We start from the raw sequence: 17,089 nt of genomic DNA on the forward strand, positions 1-17,089 counted from the left end.
CCTTCGCGGGAATGACGGTTCTGTAATTCACGATGATCGCGCACCCAGGAGTTACGTGCGCGGCGTGAAGTCCGGCACCAGATGGCCCTTCTCGTCCATGCGCGCCGGCACGATGCCGGGCTTTTCGCGGAACGGCGCCTCGTCGTCGTTGCCGAAGATGGTGCACCACCAGCGGCCTTCCTTGTCCTTGAAGATGTTGCCGCCGCCGCCGCACGGCACGCTCTCGTAGCGGTCGCGGTACGGGCCGAAAGGCGTGTCCGAGGTCGCCAGCGCGAAGGAATAGCGGTTGGGGTGGAAGCGGTCGACGGCGCCGAGGTAGTATTTGCCGTCATGCTTGAACATCGTCGCGCCCTCAAAGCCGATGTCCTTGAAGCCGCGGTGAACGCACTTCTTGTTGTGGTGCAGCGGGTCGGGGTCAGGGGTTTCCAGCGTGATCGGGGTCCACTCGCCGTCGTAGCCGGAGAGGTCGGGCTTCAGGCGCACCATCTCGAAGGCGCCGCCGTACGTCAGGTAGACCGCGCCGTCGTCGTCACCGAACAGGGTGGCGTCGATGCCGTTGCGCAGCGGCTTGTCGGGCGAGAAGGCGTGGACGTAGGGGCCGGTCGCCTTGCCGGTGGTGCTGCGCAGGATCGCGATGCCGGAGCGGCTGATCGAATGGCAGATGTAGTAGTTGCCGTTGATGTAGTGGATTTCCGGCGCCCAGATCGCGCGGAAGTAGTCGCCCTTGCGCACAGTCCACTGCTTTTCCCAGCCGCCGTCCTTTTCGATGCTCCAGACGAGGCCGAGGTAGTCCCACTGCTCGAGGTCGGCCGAGCGCCAGAGTTCGACGCCGTCGTTGGCCTTCCAGATGTCGTCGCCGGTGGAGCCGGTCATGTAGTAGAAACCGTCACCGCCGAGGCACACGATGGTGTCGCGCAAGTGGACGTGGATCAGCGGCTTCACCGGCGGGATCAGGCCCTGCGTGACGACGCGGCCGGAGTCGGAATCGTTCCACGGCAGCGCGTTCTTCGGCGGCGTGCCGGGGCCTTTGAAGCGCACGCCCTTGCGGTCCACCGCCGCCTCGCTGGTGACCCAGCCGCCACGCTCGGTTTCGGGAGTGACCGGAAGGCCGGGGCCGCTGCGCGTCGCGACGTCGTAGTAGCGCGCAGGCGGCGGATCGATCGGGCGGCCGTTGTCGTCCTCGACCGGGAAGGGCGGGCGCTTCAAAGGCTCGGCGGCAAGGCCGAGCGAGGGGCGCGTGCCCAGCAGCGCGAGGCTGCCGGCAACCACCGCGCGGCGGCTCAGTTCGAAGCCCTTGGTCACGTCATCTCTCTCCCGGTTTGGATAGCGCTATCATAATTGGACCGAAAAATCCCGGCCCTCGCGGTTAAGCGGGGGCCGGGACAGGTCGTCAGTACTTGAAGCGGACGCCGAAGTAGAACTGGCGGCCGAAGCTGTGGTTGAGGACGACGCGGTCGGCATCGCCGATGTACATGTCCTTGACCTCGTTCGTCAGGTTGTTGCCCTCGATGGTGAGGGTGATCTTGTCGGTCAGGTTGACGCCGATCGAGGCATCGACGTTGATTGCGCTGTTGACGCCTTCCTGCGTGCTCTGATCGCGCGCGCCGCCGCCGAACGCTTCGACGTAGCCCGAACGGTAGGACACCGAGCCGCGCAGGGAGAGCAGCTTGTCCTCGTAGAACAGGGTGCCGTTGGCGGTGTGCTTGGACAGGTTGGTCAGCGGGCCGACCACGGTGCCGATGCCGCCGGGGCCGGGGTACTTGAGGTCCGCCTTGACGTACGTGTAGTTCGCCAGGATGCCGAGGTTGCTGAGGAAGCCCGGCAGGAAGTCCAGCTGGTGCTGGTAGTTCAGCTCGAAGCCCTTGAGCTTGCCGCCGTCGCCGTTGATCGTGCGGCGCACGGTCACCGGCACGTTTGCGGGCAGGCCCTGGTCGGTCGCGAGGTTGAGCGGGAAGCCCAGCTGGTCGAACGGCACCAGCGTCGAGATCTGCGTGCCCGAAAGCGAGCCGATATCCTTCTGGAACAGGCTGATGCCCAGCAGCGAGCCCGGTGCGAAGTACCACTCGGCCGAGAAGTCGAGGTTGAACGCCTCGGTCGGGTTCAGGTACGGGTTGCCCTGGTTGAAGACCTGGTTCGCCTGCTGCAGGATCAGGTTGCCGCCGGGCGACAGCGCGCCGAGGCCCGGACGGGTGATCACCTGCGCGGCGCCGAAGCGCAGCAGGAAGTCGGGGGTGATCTCGGCCACGAGGTTCATCGAGGGCAGCCAGTTCTCGTAGCTGCGCTTGACGGTGATCGGGGTGGCGACGCCGCTGGAGAGACCATACCCGAACGAGGTCTGGCCGGTCTTCACGTAGCGCACGCCCGCATCGCCCCGGAACATGATGCCGCCGATCTCGCGCTCGAAATCGATCTGGAACCACGCCGCCTTGTCGACTTCCTTGATCGAGCCGGTGTTGCTGGCCGCCGTCGCGTTGGGGTTCGTACCCGCCACGTCACGTCCGTTGACGCGGAAGTCCACGTCGCGGCCGTTGATGTTGGTCACGCAGTTGCAATAGATATTGAGCGTATCGACGAAGCCCTGCAGGTCGGGGATCACGTAGCCCGAATAGTTCGGATCGCCGGTCTTGCCGTTTAACGGCTTGGTCAGCGCCGCGACCTGCGCGGGCGTCAGCGTGCCAGAGGAGGTTTCGGCGACGAAGCGGCGGCTCTCGAAAGTCTCGTAACGGAAGCGGCGGTATTCGCCGCCGAACGACAGCTTGAAGCCGTCGGCCACGTCCCACTCCGCGCCCAGCTTGGTCGAGAGGTAGTCGTTGGTGACCTCGTTCCTGCGGATGCGGATGTCCGAGGTGCCGTTGGTGAACGACCAGCTGGCCGGATCGCTGGGATCGAAGCCCCAGTTGATGGTCGGCGCGCGGCTGTTGTCGCGGTAGTCCCACGAGAACCCGTCCGAGTTGGCGCGGTCGAGCACAACGGTGGTCTGCTCGGGGCTGTCGAACTTGGACTTGGAGTAGCCCGCATAGCCGTTGAGGCGGAAGGTATCGCTCAGTTCCTGCTTCACCACGGTGTTGTACTGGTAGAAGGTGGTGCTGAAGCGGTCGTGGCGCGATTCGATGCGCATGTCGACGTCGTCGAACACGCCGTAGACCAGCGAGTTGTTGTCATCGACCACGCCGTCGCGGATGATGGTCTGCGACTTGCCCGAAGCGCCCGAGCGGCTGAACGAGAGCGCCTCGATGTAGTTCTCCCAGCGCTGCGTCTTGGACTTCGCATAGAGCCCCTCGACGACGATTTCGGTGCGATCCGAGGGCTTCCACTGGACGGCGCCGGTGAGACCCAGGCGCTTGATGTCGTTCTTCCAGCTGTCGTAGCGGGGAATGCGCGGGTGATAGATCAAGTCGCCCCAGTTGGAACCGTCGGCGGCGGGGGCCTGATTGATCTGGGCGGCGGTGTAGCCGGGCAGGGTGGAGGCCGCGTTGAAGCCGCCGTTCACGCCCGCCGGGCTCCAGCGCACGGTCGAGTGGCCTTCCTCCTCGATGGTGCGGGTGGAGTACGCGGCCGAGGCGAGAACGCCGAACGTGCCCGAATCGTTCTGCCAGCTGACGAGGCCCGCAAGGCGCGGGTCCCAGGCCTTCGACAGATCGTTGTAGCCTGCGCGGGCGGACCCGGCGACGACGAAGTTGTCCTTGAAGTCCAGCGGGCGGGCGGCCTGCAGGTCCACCGTGGCGCCGAGCGAGCCCTCTTCGACCGAGGCCGAGGCGGTCTTGCGCACGGTCAGCGAGTTGAACAGTTCCGAGGCGAAGATGTTGAAGTCGAAACCGCGGCCACGGTTGACGCCGCCGCCTGCGTCCGAACCGCCGGTGGTCGCCACGGCTTCCATGCCGTTGATGCGCACGCGGGTATATTCGGGGCCAAGGCCGCGCACCGAGATCGCGCGGCCCTCACCGCCTTCGCGGCTGATCGCGACGCCGGGAATGCGCTGGAGCGATTCCGCCAGGTTGTTGTCGGGGAACTTGGCGACGTCCTCGGCCTTGATCACGTCCACTGCGGCGGTGGACTGGCGCTTTTCCGCCTGCGCGGTCTGCACCGAGTTGCGGAAGCCGGTGACGATGATGTCGGCCGGCGTCGCGCCATCGATCTCGGACGTCTGCGCGTCCTGCGCATAGGCCGGCGAGATGCAGGCGACGGCCAGAACGGTCGCGGACGCACCGCGCACCAGGCGACGACGAAGAATTGCGGAACTGCGCACCCTGATTTCCTCCCCATTTGTAGACCGGCGACGCGGGACTTTCCCGTCCTCGCCTTGACCGGCCCAGCCTCCCTTTTATGGTCGAGCTTGATACCGGTGTCAGAGACTACGAACAACACGCAGATTGATACGCCCGGCGCTTCATTGCTTCGTGCGCGAAAAGGGGCTTGATCGATGCAGTCGGTGCATCGGTTTGGGGAAGAAAGCGGGATTGTCGAATGCCGAACCTCCGTCCCGTCATTGCGAGCGCAGCGAAGCAATCCAGGGCAATTCCACCCCGCCCTGGATTGCTTCGCTACGCTCGCAATGACGAAGCGACGGCGGCGATGCGCAGCGCACATCGATCAAGCTGCACAGCGGCATGGATGGAGTGGACGCCGCGCGCGTAAGTCTGAAGGCACGGAAAAAGCCGCAAACCAGTGCGGCGGATGTGGGGCGATGGAGAGATGGATTTGTCAGGTTCGATAGAAGCAGCCACCCCGACGGGTACGCGCCCGACGAAGGTGCGTTTTCTCATCATCGCGCTGATCTTCGTCATCACCTCGCTGAACTACGCGGACCGTTCGACCTTCTCGATCGCGGGGGCTTCGGCCTCGGCGGAGCTGGGGCTCGATGCGGTGCAGACCGGGTTCATCCTCTCCGCCTTCGCCTGGGCCTATTCGCTGGCGCAAATCCCCGGCGGCGCGCTGCTCGACCGGTTCGGGACGCGGCCGATCTACATCGCGGCGATCGGGACATGGTCGTTCTTCACCGTGCTGCAGGGCTTCGCGGGCTTCATCCTCGGCGCGACGGTGGTGACGCAGCTGTTCCTGCTGCGCTTCCTCGTGGGTCTGTGCGAGGCGCCCTCGTTCCCCGGCAATGCGCGCATCGTCGCCGCATGGTTCCCGGCGCGCGAACGCGGGACGGCCTCGGCGATCTTCAATTCGGCGCAGTATTTCTCGCTGGTCGCCTTCGCGCCGCTGATGGGCTGGGTGGTCCATGAATTCGGCTGGCGCGCGGTGTTCTTCGTGATGGGCGCGCTGGGCCTGATGGCGATGTGCGCCTTCGCCGCCTTCATCCGCGAGCCGACGCGCCACAAGTGGGCCAACGCCGCCGAAGTCGAACTGATCCGCGAAGGCGGCGGCCTGGTCGAACCGGAAGGCCGCAAGGACAAGGCCGCCGAGCCGACCTTCACCTGGAGCAACGTGCGCCAGCTGTTGACCAGCCGCATGATGATCGGCGTCTACCTCGGCCAGTACTGCATCAACGTGCTGACCTATTTCTTCGTGACGTGGTTCCCGATCTATCTGGTCAAGGATCGCGGCTTCAACATCATGGAGGCCGGGTTCGTCGCCGCGCTGCCCGCGCTGTGCGGCTTCGTCGGCGGCGTGGCGGGCGGCGTGATGTCGGACATGCTGCTGGCGCGCACCGGCTCGATCACGATGGCGCGCAAGGCGCCGCTGCTGGCGGGGATGCTGCTGGCCAGCCTCATCATGGTCGCCGCCAAAGTGGAAAGCCAGGTCGGCGTGGTGCTGCTGATGTCGGTCGCGTTCTTCGGCAAGGGCGTCGCCTCGCTCGGCTGGGCGGTGATGTCCGACGTGGCGCCGCGCAAGCTGGCGGGGCTGGCGGGCGGCGTGTTCAACACCTTCGGCAATGCCGCCGGGATCGTCACGCCCATCGTCGTGGGCATCCTCGTCGCGCAGGCGGGATCGTTCGACACCGCGCTCGTCTTCGTCGGCGCGCATTGCCTCTTGACCATCGTTGCCTATTTCGTCGTCGTGCAGAAGCTCGAGCGACTGGAGCTTGCCGCATGAATCTCGACCGTCGTACCGTACTGCTGGCCACCGGCGCGCTGATGCTGGTTCCGGCCATAGCCCGCGCCGGATCGGCCGAGATCGCCATCGACACGCCGATGGCCGCGCCGCGCTGGGCGGTGCTGCAGCGCCACCTCATCGCCATGCAGGGTGACGCCGCCCGCGCCTTCCACGACCGCTACTTCAACGCGAAGCACGAGATCGAGGCGTTCCTGCGCTGGGGCGCCAACGACGGCCCCGACGACGCCATCGAGGCGATCAACGACTGGCCCTACCTCTACCTCATCGGCGGCGAGGCGGGCCTGCTCGACCTTGCGCAGAAGGTGCAGGAAGCCCACTTCGCGCAGTACTCCCGGGCCCGCACCAAAGACGTGCTGATGGGCCGGAACGGCATGTACGTGCGCGAATTCCCGCCGCAGATGGACTGGCAGCACATCAGCGAGGGCCTGACCACCTTCAACCAGCTCGGCCTGTGCAGCCCGGACGACCGCAAGCTGATCGAGCGTGCCCGCCGCTTCGCCGATTTCTACACCGGCCGCGATCCCATCGCGCGCAACTACGATCCGAAGCTGAGGCTCATCCGTTCGATGTTCAACGGCAGCATCGGCCCGCTGATGCGCCCGGCGACGATGCTCGACTGGGCGGGCGACCCCTTCGACACCGCGCCGTTCGAGATGGTCCACGGCGAATCGAGCTACAAGGACACGCTGGAGCACTACCGCGAATATACCGAGACGGTCGGCGACAACCCGCTGAACCTGCATTCGACCGCGCTGGGCTTCAACGCCTGGATGCTGACCGGCGAAGCGCGCTTCCGCGACTGGATGCTGGAGTATGTCGAGGCATGGGCGGCGCGGGCAAAAGCCAACGGCGGCATCCTGCCCAGCAATATAGGGCCGGACGGCAAGGTCGGCGGCGGCGCGGGCGGTCATTGGTGGGGCGGCACCTACGGCTGGGGGTTCAGCCCGATCAACCCCGTCACCGGCAAGCGCGAGGACCGCAACCGCATCCCGCGCGCGATCATGGGCTTCATGAACGCCTATATGGCGACCGGCGATGACCGCTACCTGCAGGTCTGGCGCGACCAGAACGCGGCGATCAACGCACAGTCGCGCAAGATCGACGGGGTGCTCTCCGCACCCACGATGCACGGTGCGCAGGGGTGGTACAGCTTCAAGCCTGGCCCCTACCGCTTCAATACCGGGGAGATCTGGTACTTGTCGCAAGCCGAGGCCGACCGCGCGGCGATGGAGCCGACGCCGTGGACGCAGTTCCTCGACGGCAAGCAGGACGGCTGGGCCGAACAGTCGCTGCTGGACGACATGGAGCGCGTGCGCACCCAGATGGTCCGCGTCCACGAGGACAGGACGACTGCCGCCACTCGCCTTGCCGACAACCCGATCGAGCGTAACCCGGTCTCGGTGACGGCGCTGCTGCACCAGACCATGGGCGCGATCCACGTCGCGCGGCCGCCGTGGTCGAAGACCTCTCCCAACCAGGGCGGCACGCTGCTCTTCGCGCGGTTGCGGCACTTCGACGCCGACCGCAAGCGTCCGGGTCTGCCCGAAGACGTGGCGGCACTGGTAGAGAAGATGGATGCCGGGACGACGACGCTCTCGCTGGTGAACCTCAACCCTGCGCTGGCGCGGCGGCTGGTGATCCGTGGCGGCGGTTATGGCGAGCACCGCATCGAGGCGGTGCGGATCGGCGACAGGCACCTGGCGGTGGGCGACCGCGACGTGGCGCTCAGGCTGGAGCCGGGCGCGGGTGCGCGGGTGGTGCTGGAGATGAGCCGGTTCAGTCAGCCGCCGACACTGGCGTGGCCGCAGATGTAATCGTCGTCCCGGACTTGATCCGGGACCGCTGGCCATGAACGGCCTACCTTGCTGCGCGCGCAGCACGCTCTCGCCTAAAGACAGCCACCGGTCCCGGATCAGGTCCGGGACGACGTCATTACTATCGCGTCATTCCGCCATCGCCTTCAGACACAGTTCCCTGAACGCCGGCAGCGCCGGGTTCTCGCTCTCCCGCCGCCACGCCAGATGCAGTTCCACCGGCGCGGCGGGCTCGCTCTCGAAGGGCCGGAACACCACCCCGCGCGGGTGCAGCCCCGCCGCCGCCTCTGGCACGATCCCCGGCGCGAGCCCCGCGCCGACCAGCCCCAGCAGTGAGTGGATCTGCGTCACGTACTGCACGTAGCTGGGCGCTGCCCCGGCCCGCTCGAACAGGCTGGACAGCAGCAGGTTGAAGTACCCGGCCCCGCGCTGGGCATACATGACGAGATCCTGCCCGTCGAAATCCCCCGGCGCGAAACGCTCCTGCCCCGCGCGCGGATCGTCCTCGTGCAGCGCCACCAGCAGGCTTTCCAGCAGCAGCGGCGCCGAATCGAACTGCACCTTGTCCACCGGCGGGCGCACCAGCGCGAGGTCGATCATGCCCGTATGCAGCGCCTCGAACTGATCGCCCGAGACCAGTTCGTGCAATTGCAGTTCCAGCCCCGGCAGTTCCACCGCCGCGCGCTTGACGATGCGCGGCAGCAGGACATAGCCCGAGACCGCCGTAAAGCCGATCGAGATGCGCCCGGTCTCCCCCTTCCACACCCGCCGCGCCGCCAGCGCCGCGCTTTCGGACAGGCGCACGATGCGCCGCGCTTCGTGAAGGAAGGTCTCGCCCGCCAGCGTCAGCGTCACCCGGCGGCTGGTGCGGTTGAACAGCTCGACGCCGAGGATGCGTTCGAGCACCTGGATCTGGCGGCTGAGCGGCGACTGGGTCATGTGCAGCCGCTCGGCGGCGCGGCCGAAGTGCAGTTCCTCGGCGAGGACGACGAAGCAGCGCAAGTGCGTGAGTTCGAACATCGTCCATGCCTACCGCGCATGAGGCCGGAGGAAAAGCGCGCGATGCATCGATGGGCGCTGATCGATGCCGCTGCGACATAAATCGATCCAGTCCCAGCGATGGGCGCGGCCGCCCCGCGCAGGTAGCAAAGGCTCTACAGGATCAATTGGAGCATTAAGCGATGTCGCCTCAGGATTTGGCCGCCCGTATCGGCGGGGGTCTCCTCTCGTTTCCGGTCACGCATTTCGACGCCGACCTGAAGTTCGACGAGGCGGCCTATCGCGACCATCTCGGCTGGCTGTCGGACTACGACGTGGCCGGCCTGTTCGCGGCGGGCGGCACCGGCGAGTTCTTCTCGCTTACCCCGGCTGAAGTCCCGGGAATCGTCAAGGCGGCGGTCGAGGAAGCGGCGGGCAAGGTGCCCGTGCTCTCGGGCTGCGGCTACGGCACCGCGATCGCGGTGGAAATGGCGCAGAACGTAGAGAAGGCGGGCGCCAACGGGCTGTTGCTGCTGCCGCCCTACCTCGTCAATTCGACTCAGGAGGGCCTTGCCGCCCACATCGAGGCGGTGTGCAAGGCGACCTCGCTGGGTGTCATCGTCTACAACCGCGACAACGCGATCGTCACCGAGGACACGCTGGCCGGTCTTGCCGAGCGCAACCCCAATCTCATCGGCTACAAGGACGGCGTCGGCGATGTCGAGCTGATGATGCGCATCTACGCCAAGCTGGGTGACCGCCTGACCTACATCGGCGGTCTGCCCACGGCCGAGACCTTCGCCCCCGCCTATCTGGAGATGGGCGTGACGACGTATTCCTCGGCGATCTTCAACTTCATGCCGGAGTGGGCGCTGGCTTTCTACAAGTCGGTCCGCGCGCGCGACAAGGCGGCGATCCTGGCGGGCCTGACCGACTTCGTGCTGCCCTACATTGCCATCCGCAATCGCGGCACCGGCTATGCGGTGTCGATCGTCAAGGCGGGCATGAACGTGATCGGCCGCCCGGCGGGTCCGGTCCGCTCGCCGCTGACCGACCTCTCCGCAGAAGAGCAAGCGATGCTCGCCGCGCTCGTCGAGAAGGCCCAGGCTTCGCTGCGCGAGACGGCCTGACGGTACTCACCCAAGGTGCGGGTGGCTCCAAACGCCCGCGCCGTGACGCAGGGATGAACTTGCTCCCACCCCTCCGGGAGCCGGTTCATCCCTGTTTTTTGTGTCCGTCGTCCCGGACTTGATCCGGGACCGCTGGCCGTGACCAGCCCACCTTGCTTCGCAAGCAGCGCGCCCCGAGGGGGTGATCAACTTTGACGGTATCATTGTCATTCCCGCGAAGGCGGGAACCCATCTCCTGACGTGGCAGGTTGAACCGTCATCAGATGGGTCCCCGCCTTCGCGGGGATGACTAATAAATGTTCAGCCAAATACGATTATGCTCAAGGCGTTCGCTTACGGACATAGCGCCCGATGCAAGGTGGGCTGGTCACGGTCAGCGGTCCCGGGTCGAGCCCGGGACGACGTCAGCCGAGCCCCACGCGGCTCGCCCAGTCGAGCCAGAGGCCCGGCCATGCGGCCACCGGCTTGCCGGCGATGTTCCACAAGTTGAACCCGTGCCCGCCCTCGGCGAAGAGGTGCAGGTCCACGCTCACCCCCGCCTTTCTCAGCGCCGCGCGCAGCCGCAGCGAGTTCTCGACCGGTACGGTGGCATCGTCCTCGGCATGGACGATGAAGTGCGGCGGGCTTTCGGGCGTCACGTTGCGATCCACCGAATGCGCCGCCTCGAGCGCGGGCGTCGGGTTCGGGCCGAGCAGCTTCTCGCGCGATCCGGCATGGGCGATGGCGCGGTCCATGCTCACCACCGGGTAGAGCGGCGCGGCGCAGAACGGCCGGGCGGAGAGCCTGTCCGCCGCGTCCACCGGCGCGTAGGCGGGAAATGCGAAGCGGCTGGCGAGATCGGCGCACAAGTGGCCGCCCGCTGACGATCCCATCACCGCCACCCGCTCCGGCGCGATGCCGTAGGCGGCCGCCTTCGCGCGAATCAGCCGCATGGCGCGCTGGGCATCGGCGAGGGGGGTGTTGGAGCGGTCCTGCCAGCCCTCGCCGGGCAGGCGGTACGTCAGCACGAAGGCCGTGTAGCCGTGCTCGGTCAGCCACTGCGCGACCTGGATGCCGCCTTTGTCGAATGATTCCTCGCGATAGCCGCCGCCGGGGATTACCAGCAGCGCCGCGCCGTTGGGATACTTCGGGCGGAAAGCAGTGATGCGCGGCCGGGCGATCCCCGCGATCACGCGGTCGGGCTGGGCGGAGTTGGCGGAGCGCTCGGTCGCGATCTCCACCGGCAGCGGGGAAGGGGCTCCCGGCGGCGTGCCGGGCCAGAGGTCGATGACCTCGCCGGTTTCATGAAACGGACGCGGCGGGGGCGTTGCCGCCCCCGCCGGTATCGTACGGATCACCGAAGCCGCGAGGGCTCCGGCGAACAGAGCCCTGCGGTCGATCTCCATCGTCAGACCCGCGCCTGCGCCAGACGCGGGCTGAGGACGTGGACCGCCAGCAGCGCGATCAGGTAGGCGCTCGCGCAGATCGCGAAGAGCACCTCGTAGCTGTGCGTGGCGTCGAGGATGTAGCCCGCGAACAGCGCCATGCCCATGCCGCCGAACGCGCCCACGGTGCCGCCGATGCCGACCACCGAGCCCACCGCGCCGCGCGGGAACACGTCGGACGGCAGGGTGTAGAGGTTGGCCGAGAACGCCTGGTGCGCCGCCGTGGCAAGGCCGATTACCAGCACCGCGACCCACACGTTGTCGACGCCCTGCACGAACCAGATCGGCAGCACGCACAGCGCCGAGAGCAGCATCGTCGCCTTGCGCGCGAAGTTCGGGGTGCGCCCCGCCTTGATGAGCTTCGAGGACATCCAGCCGCCCGCGATGCTGCCCACGTCCGAGATCAGGTAGATCGCGGCGAGCGGCAGGCCGAAGGTCTTGAGGTCGAGGTCGTAGCGTTCGAACAGGTAGCCGGGCAGCCAGAATAGGAAGAACCACCAGATCGGGTCGATCAGGAACTTGCCCAGAGCATAGGCCCAGGTCTCCTTGACCACCAGCAGGCGGCTCCAGCCGATCTTCTCCACCGGGTCGGCGGGGTCCTGCTTGATGTAGGCGAGTTCGGCCGCAGTGACGCGCGGATGCTCGTCCGGGTGGCGGTAGACGGCCCACCACACGGCGAGCCAGATGATGCCGAACAGGCCGGTGACGAAGAACGCCATGCGCCAGTCGAACCACAGCACCAGCAGCGGCACCAGCAGCGGGGTGACGATCGCGCCGACATTGGCGCCCGCGTTGAACACGCCGATCGCGAAGGCGCGCTCCTTCTGGGGGAACCAGTCGGTCACGGCGCGGATGCCGGCGGGGAAGTTGCCCGATTCGCCGACGCCGAGGCCGAAGCGCGCCATCGCGAACGAGGTCAGGCCGGTGGCGAAACCGTGTGCCATGTGGCTCACTGTCCAGATAACGATGGCGACGGTGTAGCCGAGGCGCGCGCCGAGCGTGTCGACGATCTTGCCGAACGACAGGTAGCCGACCGCGTAGGCCAGCTGGAACCAGAACACGATCCCCGCGAAGTCGGACTCGGACCAGTGGAACTCCGCCGACAGCGTCGGCTTGAGCACCCCGATCATCTGACGGTCGACGTAGTTGATGGCGGTTGCCGCGAACAGCAGCGCCACCACGACCCAGCGATAGCGCCCGACTTTTGCCGTCTGGCCTACCGTACCGCCGGTTCCTGCATCCATTTCCCTACTCCCTTGCGACCGTCTTGTTCGTGTGCCGCTCTAATTGGTTCTGTCAGGCGGGTTTTGCCGCGACGATGCCGCAGGCTACCGTACCGTGGCCCGCGAAAGTCGCCAGTACCTGCTGGCCGGGCACGACCTCGTGAACCCCGGTGACAGCGCCGGTCGAGACCCAGGTGCCGCCGCTGCAGTCGATCCCGCGCGCGACAAGGTTGCCGAGCAGGAAGCGCACCGCGCCCAGTGGCCCGTCGAGCATTGTCGCCGTGGTGGCCTCGCCCGCCGTCTCGCCGTCGATGTCGAGGCGGACGGTGATCGCGTTGAAGTCGATCGTTTCCCAGCCTTCGAGCACCGGCCCGATGACCATGCCGTAATTGTTGCCGTAGTCGGAGACGGTCACCGGCGGCCCGTCCGCGTTGATGCGCGGGTAAGGCGAACTGGCGACCTCGATGCCGATGTGCACCGCGTCGAGGACCGCGCGGGTGGCCGTGTCGTCCTGCGGCACCGTGCCGTCCCAGCCTGCCGCGACGTGAAGCAGGAACTCCGCCTCGCCCGCCGCGAAACCGTCGGCGAAGACGGGCATCTCGGGCGATTCGCCCGCTGCCACCGTCACCACGCTGTCGGTGAAGATCGGCCCGGCCAGCCGGTTCGCGCCCAGTTGCCCGTCAAGCGGCGGGTTGATCTTGCCGACCTTCCAGCCCGCAACCTCACGCCCGTCGAAGGCGAGGGCGAAATCCTGGATCGCATAGCCGCCGCCGAGGTCGGTGGGGGCTTGTCCGGGATAGGAATCCAATGCGCGCTTCTCGCGCCGCGCCGTCACGAATGCTTCGGCGACTGCCTTTGCCGTGTCTGTCAAAACAATCCCCACACCCAAGAATACCGTGCTTCGGCCAGTTCGGCACTGGATTACCGGCGACACCGGTGTCATCCAAACGCCCATCCTGACCCGTCTGTACAGAGTGTCCGCTCTGTCGGATTGGTCACCCGCCGGTACGCCCTGCGAGCGTTCCGGCATCTTTCCATCCTATGCAAATGCACAGGCGATGGAATGGTAACCGGTGTCATCTTGCCTTTCGTCCCGCTTGAAGGCAAGCCGGAAAAATTCGGCCCATCGACCAACGCGCCGACGCAAGACCATAAGGACGCCGCATGGCAGAAGGCCAGAAACCCACGATCAACGACGTTGCGCGCATTTCCGGCGTGTCCAAGAAGACGGTGAGCCGTGTCATCAACAAGTCGCCGCTGCTGGGCGAGGCGACGCGAAAGAAGGTGGAGGCGGTGATCGCCGAACTGGGTTTCGTCCCGAACCTTCAGGCCCGAGCGCTGGCGATGGGGCGCAATTTCCTGATCGGCCTGATTCACGACAACCCGAACGCGCAGATGGTGCTGGGGGTGCAGGAGGGCATTCTCGACACCATTCGCGACACCGAGTTCGCGCTCGTCGTCCATCCGGTGAACCGCCATTCGCCGACGCTGGCGGAGGACATCCGCCGCTTCATCGAGCAGCAGCGCCTCTACGGCGTCATGCTGCTGCCGCCGCTGTCGGAGCGCGACGACCTCGCCGAACTGTGCCGCGATCTCGGCTGCACGCTCGTGCGCATGGGCTCGGCGAGGCTCGACGACGACGAACATCTCGTCGCCTCGAACGACCGGCAGGCGGTGAGCGAGGCGGTCGGCTGGCTCGTGGAGCTGGGCCACACGCGAATCGGCTTTGTCGCCGGGCCGGAGGGCTTCCGCTCCGCCAACGAGCGCGAACAGGGCTTCCTCGACGGCCTCGCGGCGGCGGGCCTGACGCTCGACCCGGCGATCGCGGCGCGGGGCACCTATCGCTTCGAATCGGGCAAGGCGGCGGGCGAGAAGCTGCTGTCGGCCGCCGAACCGCCCACCGCCGTGTTCTCCAGCAATGACGAGATGGCAGCGGGCATCCTCCACGCCGCGCGCGAGCGGGGGCTGAACGTGCCCGAAGACCTGTCGATCATCGGCTTCGACGATACCGCCACTGCCGCGCACATCTGGCCGCCGCTGACGACGGTGCGCTGGCCGATCCGCACGATGGCGAGCACGGCGGCGGCGAAGCTGATTCGCCCGGCCTCGGCGGCGTCGGAGCCTTCGTTCTTCCTCTCGGACCTGATCCGGCGCGCGTCGGCGGTGCCCTATCGGTCATAGGCGGATCGTCATCCCAGCGAAGGCTGGGACCGGTGGCCTTGAATGCCCACCTTCGCAGCGCATGCCTGCTGGGGCTTCGACAAGCACAGCCTGAGCAGATTGAGAGCAGGTCTTTAAATCCCGCTCAGGCTGAGCTTGTCGAAGCCTCAGCAGCAAACGCGCGCCTAAAGACAGCCAGCGGTCCCAGCCTTCGCTGGGATGACGAGTTTTGAAGCGTCTTTTAAACCTCGTTGACACCGGTTACCTAAAGCGGATACGAAAGTCGCCAAGACCTGAACGGGAGAGTTCACAGTGTTCTGCAAGACGTACCACGCCACCCATCCGGACATGATGGAGTGTGTCTCCAACGAAGAACTGCGCGACCGTTACCTGGTCACCGGCATGTTCAAGGCCGGCGAGGTCAACCTCAACTACTCGCACAACGAGCGCTTCATCATCGGCGGCGCGGTTCCGGGCGCTGAGCCGCTTGCCCTGCCGCTGCAGACCGTCCCCAAGAGCGCGGAAGGTAAGTCCTTCTTCGAGCGCCGCGAGGCCGGCATCACCAACATCGGCGGACCGGGCGCGATCACCGTCGACGGCCAGCGCTTCGAGATGAAGAACAAGGAATGCCTCTACGTCCCCATGGGCACGAACGAGGTGATCTTCGAGGGTGAGGGCGCGCGCTTCTACATCGCCTCGGTTCCCGCTCACAAGGCGCTGCCGATCAAGCATATCACGCTCGATCAGGCCAACCCGCTGGCGCGCGGCGACCTCGCCAACTCGAACCAGCGCACGATCTACCAGCTCGTGATCCCCGGCGTGTGCGAGAGCGCGCAGCTGCTGCTCGGCCTGACCGTGCTGGAAGAAGGCTCGGTCTGGAACACCATGCCGCCGCACCTCCACGACCGCCGCTCGGAAATCTACCTGTACTTCGAGCTGCCCGAAGAGAACGACCGCATCTTCCACTACATGGGCGAGCCGGACCAGATGCGTCACATCGTCATCGCCAACGAAGAGGCCGTCATCAGCCCGCCGTGGTCGATCCACATGGGTTCGGGCACCAAGAAGTATGCGTTCATCTGGGCGATGGGCGGCGAGAACCTCGACTACACCGACATGAACGTGCTGGACATCTGCCAGCTCCAGTAGGAGCTGGCCCCGCACCGAAGGCAACGACGAATAATCAGGGACGCCGCACGCTGGTATCGCGTGACGGCGTCCGCAGTGGCGAGATGGTATTATGGCAATTTCCTTCGACCTGACGGGCAAGACCGCGCTCGTCACCGGCGCCAACACCGGCATCGGCCAGGCCATCGCCGTCGCGCTGGCAGAGGCGGGCGCCGACGTCGCCGTGGCAGGCCGCTCGGAGCCGACCGAAACGCTGGCGCTGATCGCCGCGACGGGCCGCAAGGCGGTCAACATCAAGGCCGACCTGTCCAGCATCGAGCCGGTCCAGCGCGTCATCGACGAAGCGGTGGCGGGTCTCGGCAAGGTCGACATCCTCGTCAACAACGCGGGCATCATCCGCCGCGACGACCTGCTGCAGTTCTCCGAGGAGGACTGGGACGCGGTGATAGACACCAACCTCAAGACCCTGTTCTTCCTCAGCCAGGCGGCGGCGAAGGGCATGACCGAACGTGGCTACGGCAAGATCGTCAACATCGCCTCGCTGCTGACCTTCCAGGGCGGCATCCGCGTGCCCAGCTATGCGGCGGCGAAGTCGGGCGTCTCCGGCGTCACCAAGGCGATGGCGAACGAACTGGCGCCCAGGGGTGTGCAGGTCAACGCGATTGCGCCGGGCTATATCACCACCAACAACACCGCTGCGCTATCCGCCGACGAGACGCGCAACCGCCAGATCCTCGAGCGCATCCCGACCGGCCGCTGGGGCCGTCCCGAGGATATCGCGGGCGCCGCCGTGTTCCTCGCCTCGCAGGCATCGGACTACGTGACGGGTCAGGTCCTCGCCGTCGACGGCGGCTGGCTGGCGCGCTGATGACCGATAGCGCTTCTGGCCACGTCGTCACTTTCGGCGAAGTCCTGCTTCGCTTCGCCACGCCGGGTGCGCGGCTGACGGTGCAGTGCGATGCGCTGGACATGGTCGTCGGCGGCGCGGAGGCCAATGTCGTGGCGGGGCTCGCCTCGCTGGGCCATGACGTGAAGATGCTGACGCGCCTGCCGTCTAGTCCGCTGGGCGACAAGGCGCGTGCGGCCCTGAATGCCGCCGGGATCGATACGGCTTATGTGGGCCGCGATGCCGGGCGGATGGGCCTCTACTTCCTCGAAAGCGGGGCGGGCTT

Annotated in this window: 13 protein-coding genes; 7 read left to right on the forward strand and 6 right to left on the reverse strand. The window is 66.6% G+C overall.

What is annotated here, in order from left to right; genetic code table 11:
* Window positions 1–51: 51 nt before the first annotated feature.
* Both HWN72_RS00515 and HWN72_RS00520 read right to left on the reverse strand, forming a co-directional pair.
* Window positions 52–1,302 carry a family 43 glycosylhydrolase gene (locus HWN72_RS00515; RefSeq protein ID WP_211149498.1) on the reverse strand — a complete coding sequence of 417 codons (1,251 nt, stop codon included), beginning with the start codon at window positions 1,300–1,302 and terminating at the stop codon, window positions 52–54.
* An 88-nt stretch (window positions 1,303–1,390) separates the two neighbouring features.
* Window positions 1,391–4,246 (reverse strand): TonB-dependent receptor, encoded by a 2,856-nt coding sequence (locus HWN72_RS00520; protein WP_069708807.1) that lies wholly within the window; start codon window positions 4,244–4,246, stop codon window positions 1,391–1,393.
* Window positions 4,247–4,692: 446 nt separating this feature from the next.
* Between HWN72_RS00520 and HWN72_RS00525 the strand changes: the two genes are divergently transcribed.
* Both HWN72_RS00525 and HWN72_RS00530 read left to right on the forward strand, forming a co-directional pair.
* A complete protein-coding gene (locus HWN72_RS00525) occupies window positions 4,693–6,039 on the forward strand; it encodes an MFS transporter (RefSeq protein ID WP_211149499.1) in 1,347 nt (448 codons plus the stop codon).
* The gene (locus HWN72_RS00530) at window positions 6,036–7,874 is read left to right on the forward strand and encodes a hypothetical protein (protein ID WP_211149500.1); all 1,839 of its coding nucleotides are present in this window, start codon (window positions 6,036–6,038) and stop codon (window positions 7,872–7,874) included. The genes HWN72_RS00525 and HWN72_RS00530 overlap by 4 nt, the downstream gene beginning before the upstream one ends.
* 129 nt (window positions 7,875–8,003) lie before the next feature.
* On the opposite strand, the gene HWN72_RS00535 is transcribed toward HWN72_RS00530, so the two are convergent.
* Complete coding sequence (locus tag HWN72_RS00535) at window positions 8,004–8,894, reverse strand: LysR family transcriptional regulator (protein WP_008830134.1); 891 nt, start codon at window positions 8,892–8,894, stop codon at window positions 8,004–8,006.
* Between the two features lie 161 nt (window positions 8,895–9,055).
* On the opposite strand from HWN72_RS00535, the gene kdgD reads away from it, so the two are divergent.
* Window positions 9,056–9,982: a 5-dehydro-4-deoxyglucarate dehydratase gene (kdgD, locus tag HWN72_RS00540; RefSeq protein ID WP_008830133.1), complete on the forward strand. Its 927-nt coding sequence runs from the start codon at window positions 9,056–9,058 to the stop codon at window positions 9,980–9,982.
* Window positions 9,983–10,386: 404 nt separating this feature from the next.
* Here kdgD and HWN72_RS00545 read toward each other — a convergent pair whose 3' ends face one another.
* The 3 genes from HWN72_RS00545 to HWN72_RS00555 are packed head-to-tail and all read right to left on the reverse strand — an operon-like array spanning window position 10,387 to window position 13,500.
* The gene (locus HWN72_RS00545; protein ID WP_069708810.1) at window positions 10,387–11,367 is read right to left on the reverse strand and encodes an alpha/beta hydrolase; all 981 of its coding nucleotides are present in this window, start codon (window positions 11,365–11,367) and stop codon (window positions 10,387–10,389) included.
* Between the two features lie 2 nt (window positions 11,368–11,369).
* A complete protein-coding gene (locus tag HWN72_RS00550; protein WP_008831741.1) occupies window positions 11,370–12,650 on the reverse strand; it encodes an MFS transporter in 1,281 nt (426 codons plus the stop codon).
* 52 nt (window positions 12,651–12,702) lie between these two features.
* The gene (locus HWN72_RS00555) at window positions 12,703–13,500 is read right to left on the reverse strand and encodes a 2-keto-4-pentenoate hydratase (RefSeq protein WP_211149501.1); all 798 of its coding nucleotides are present in this window, start codon (window positions 13,498–13,500) and stop codon (window positions 12,703–12,705) included.
* Between the two features lie 293 nt (window positions 13,501–13,793).
* Here HWN72_RS00555 and HWN72_RS00560 point away from each other — a divergent pair, with 293 nt between their 5' ends.
* The 4 genes from HWN72_RS00560 to HWN72_RS00575 all read left to right on the forward strand — a co-directional run.
* The gene (locus tag HWN72_RS00560) at window positions 13,794–14,810 is read left to right on the forward strand and encodes a LacI family DNA-binding transcriptional regulator (RefSeq protein ID WP_211149502.1); all 1,017 of its coding nucleotides are present in this window, start codon (window positions 13,794–13,796) and stop codon (window positions 14,808–14,810) included.
* 291 nt (window positions 14,811–15,101) lie between these two features.
* The gene (kduI, locus tag HWN72_RS00565; RefSeq protein WP_008831744.1) at window positions 15,102–15,938 is read left to right on the forward strand and encodes a 5-dehydro-4-deoxy-D-glucuronate isomerase; all 837 of its coding nucleotides are present in this window, start codon (window positions 15,102–15,104) and stop codon (window positions 15,936–15,938) included.
* 91 nt (window positions 15,939–16,029) lie between these two features.
* Window positions 16,030–16,785 (forward strand): 2-dehydro-3-deoxy-D-gluconate 5-dehydrogenase KduD, encoded by a 756-nt coding sequence (gene kduD / locus HWN72_RS00570; protein ID WP_008831745.1) that lies wholly within the window; start codon window positions 16,030–16,032, stop codon window positions 16,783–16,785.
* Window positions 16,785–17,089: PfkB family carbohydrate kinase (locus HWN72_RS00575; RefSeq protein ID WP_248005708.1), on the forward strand; the 305-nt coding region annotated here is incomplete at its 3' end. The genes kduD and HWN72_RS00575, both read left to right, overlap by 1 nt.

Origin of the sequence: Novosphingobium sp. HR1a (genome assembly GCF_015594425.1) — a bacterium.
GTDB classification, from domain to species: Bacteria; Pseudomonadota; Alphaproteobacteria; order Sphingomonadales; family Sphingomonadaceae; genus Novosphingobium; species Novosphingobium resinovorum_A.

Bases quoted from the DNA above. Each gene is read 5' to 3' on its own strand.
- HWN72_RS00525 (WP_211149499.1), top strand. From the start codon at position 4,693: ATGGATTTGTCAGGTTCGATAGAAGCAGCCACCCCGACGGGTACGCGC.
- HWN72_RS00560 (WP_211149502.1), top strand. From the start codon at position 13,794: ATGGCAGAAGGCCAGAAACCCACGATCAACGACGTTGCGCGCATTTCC.
- HWN72_RS00530 (WP_211149500.1), top strand. From the start codon at position 6,036: ATGAATCTCGACCGTCGTACCGTACTGCTGGCCACCGGCGCGCTGATG.
- kdgD (WP_008830133.1), top strand. From the start codon at position 9,056: ATGTCGCCTCAGGATTTGGCCGCCCGTATCGGCGGGGGTCTCCTCTCG.
- HWN72_RS00550 (WP_008831741.1), bottom strand. From the start codon at position 12,650: ATGGATGCAGGAACCGGCGGTACGGTAGGCCAGACGGCAAAAGTCGGG.
- HWN72_RS00535 (WP_008830134.1), bottom strand. From the start codon at position 8,894: ATGTTCGAACTCACGCACTTGCGCTGCTTCGTCGTCCTCGCCGAGGAA.
- HWN72_RS00545 (WP_069708810.1), bottom strand. From the start codon at position 11,367: ATGGAGATCGACCGCAGGGCTCTGTTCGCCGGAGCCCTCGCGGCTTCG.
- kduD (WP_008831745.1), top strand. From the start codon at position 16,030: ATGGCAATTTCCTTCGACCTGACGGGCAAGACCGCGCTCGTCACCGGC.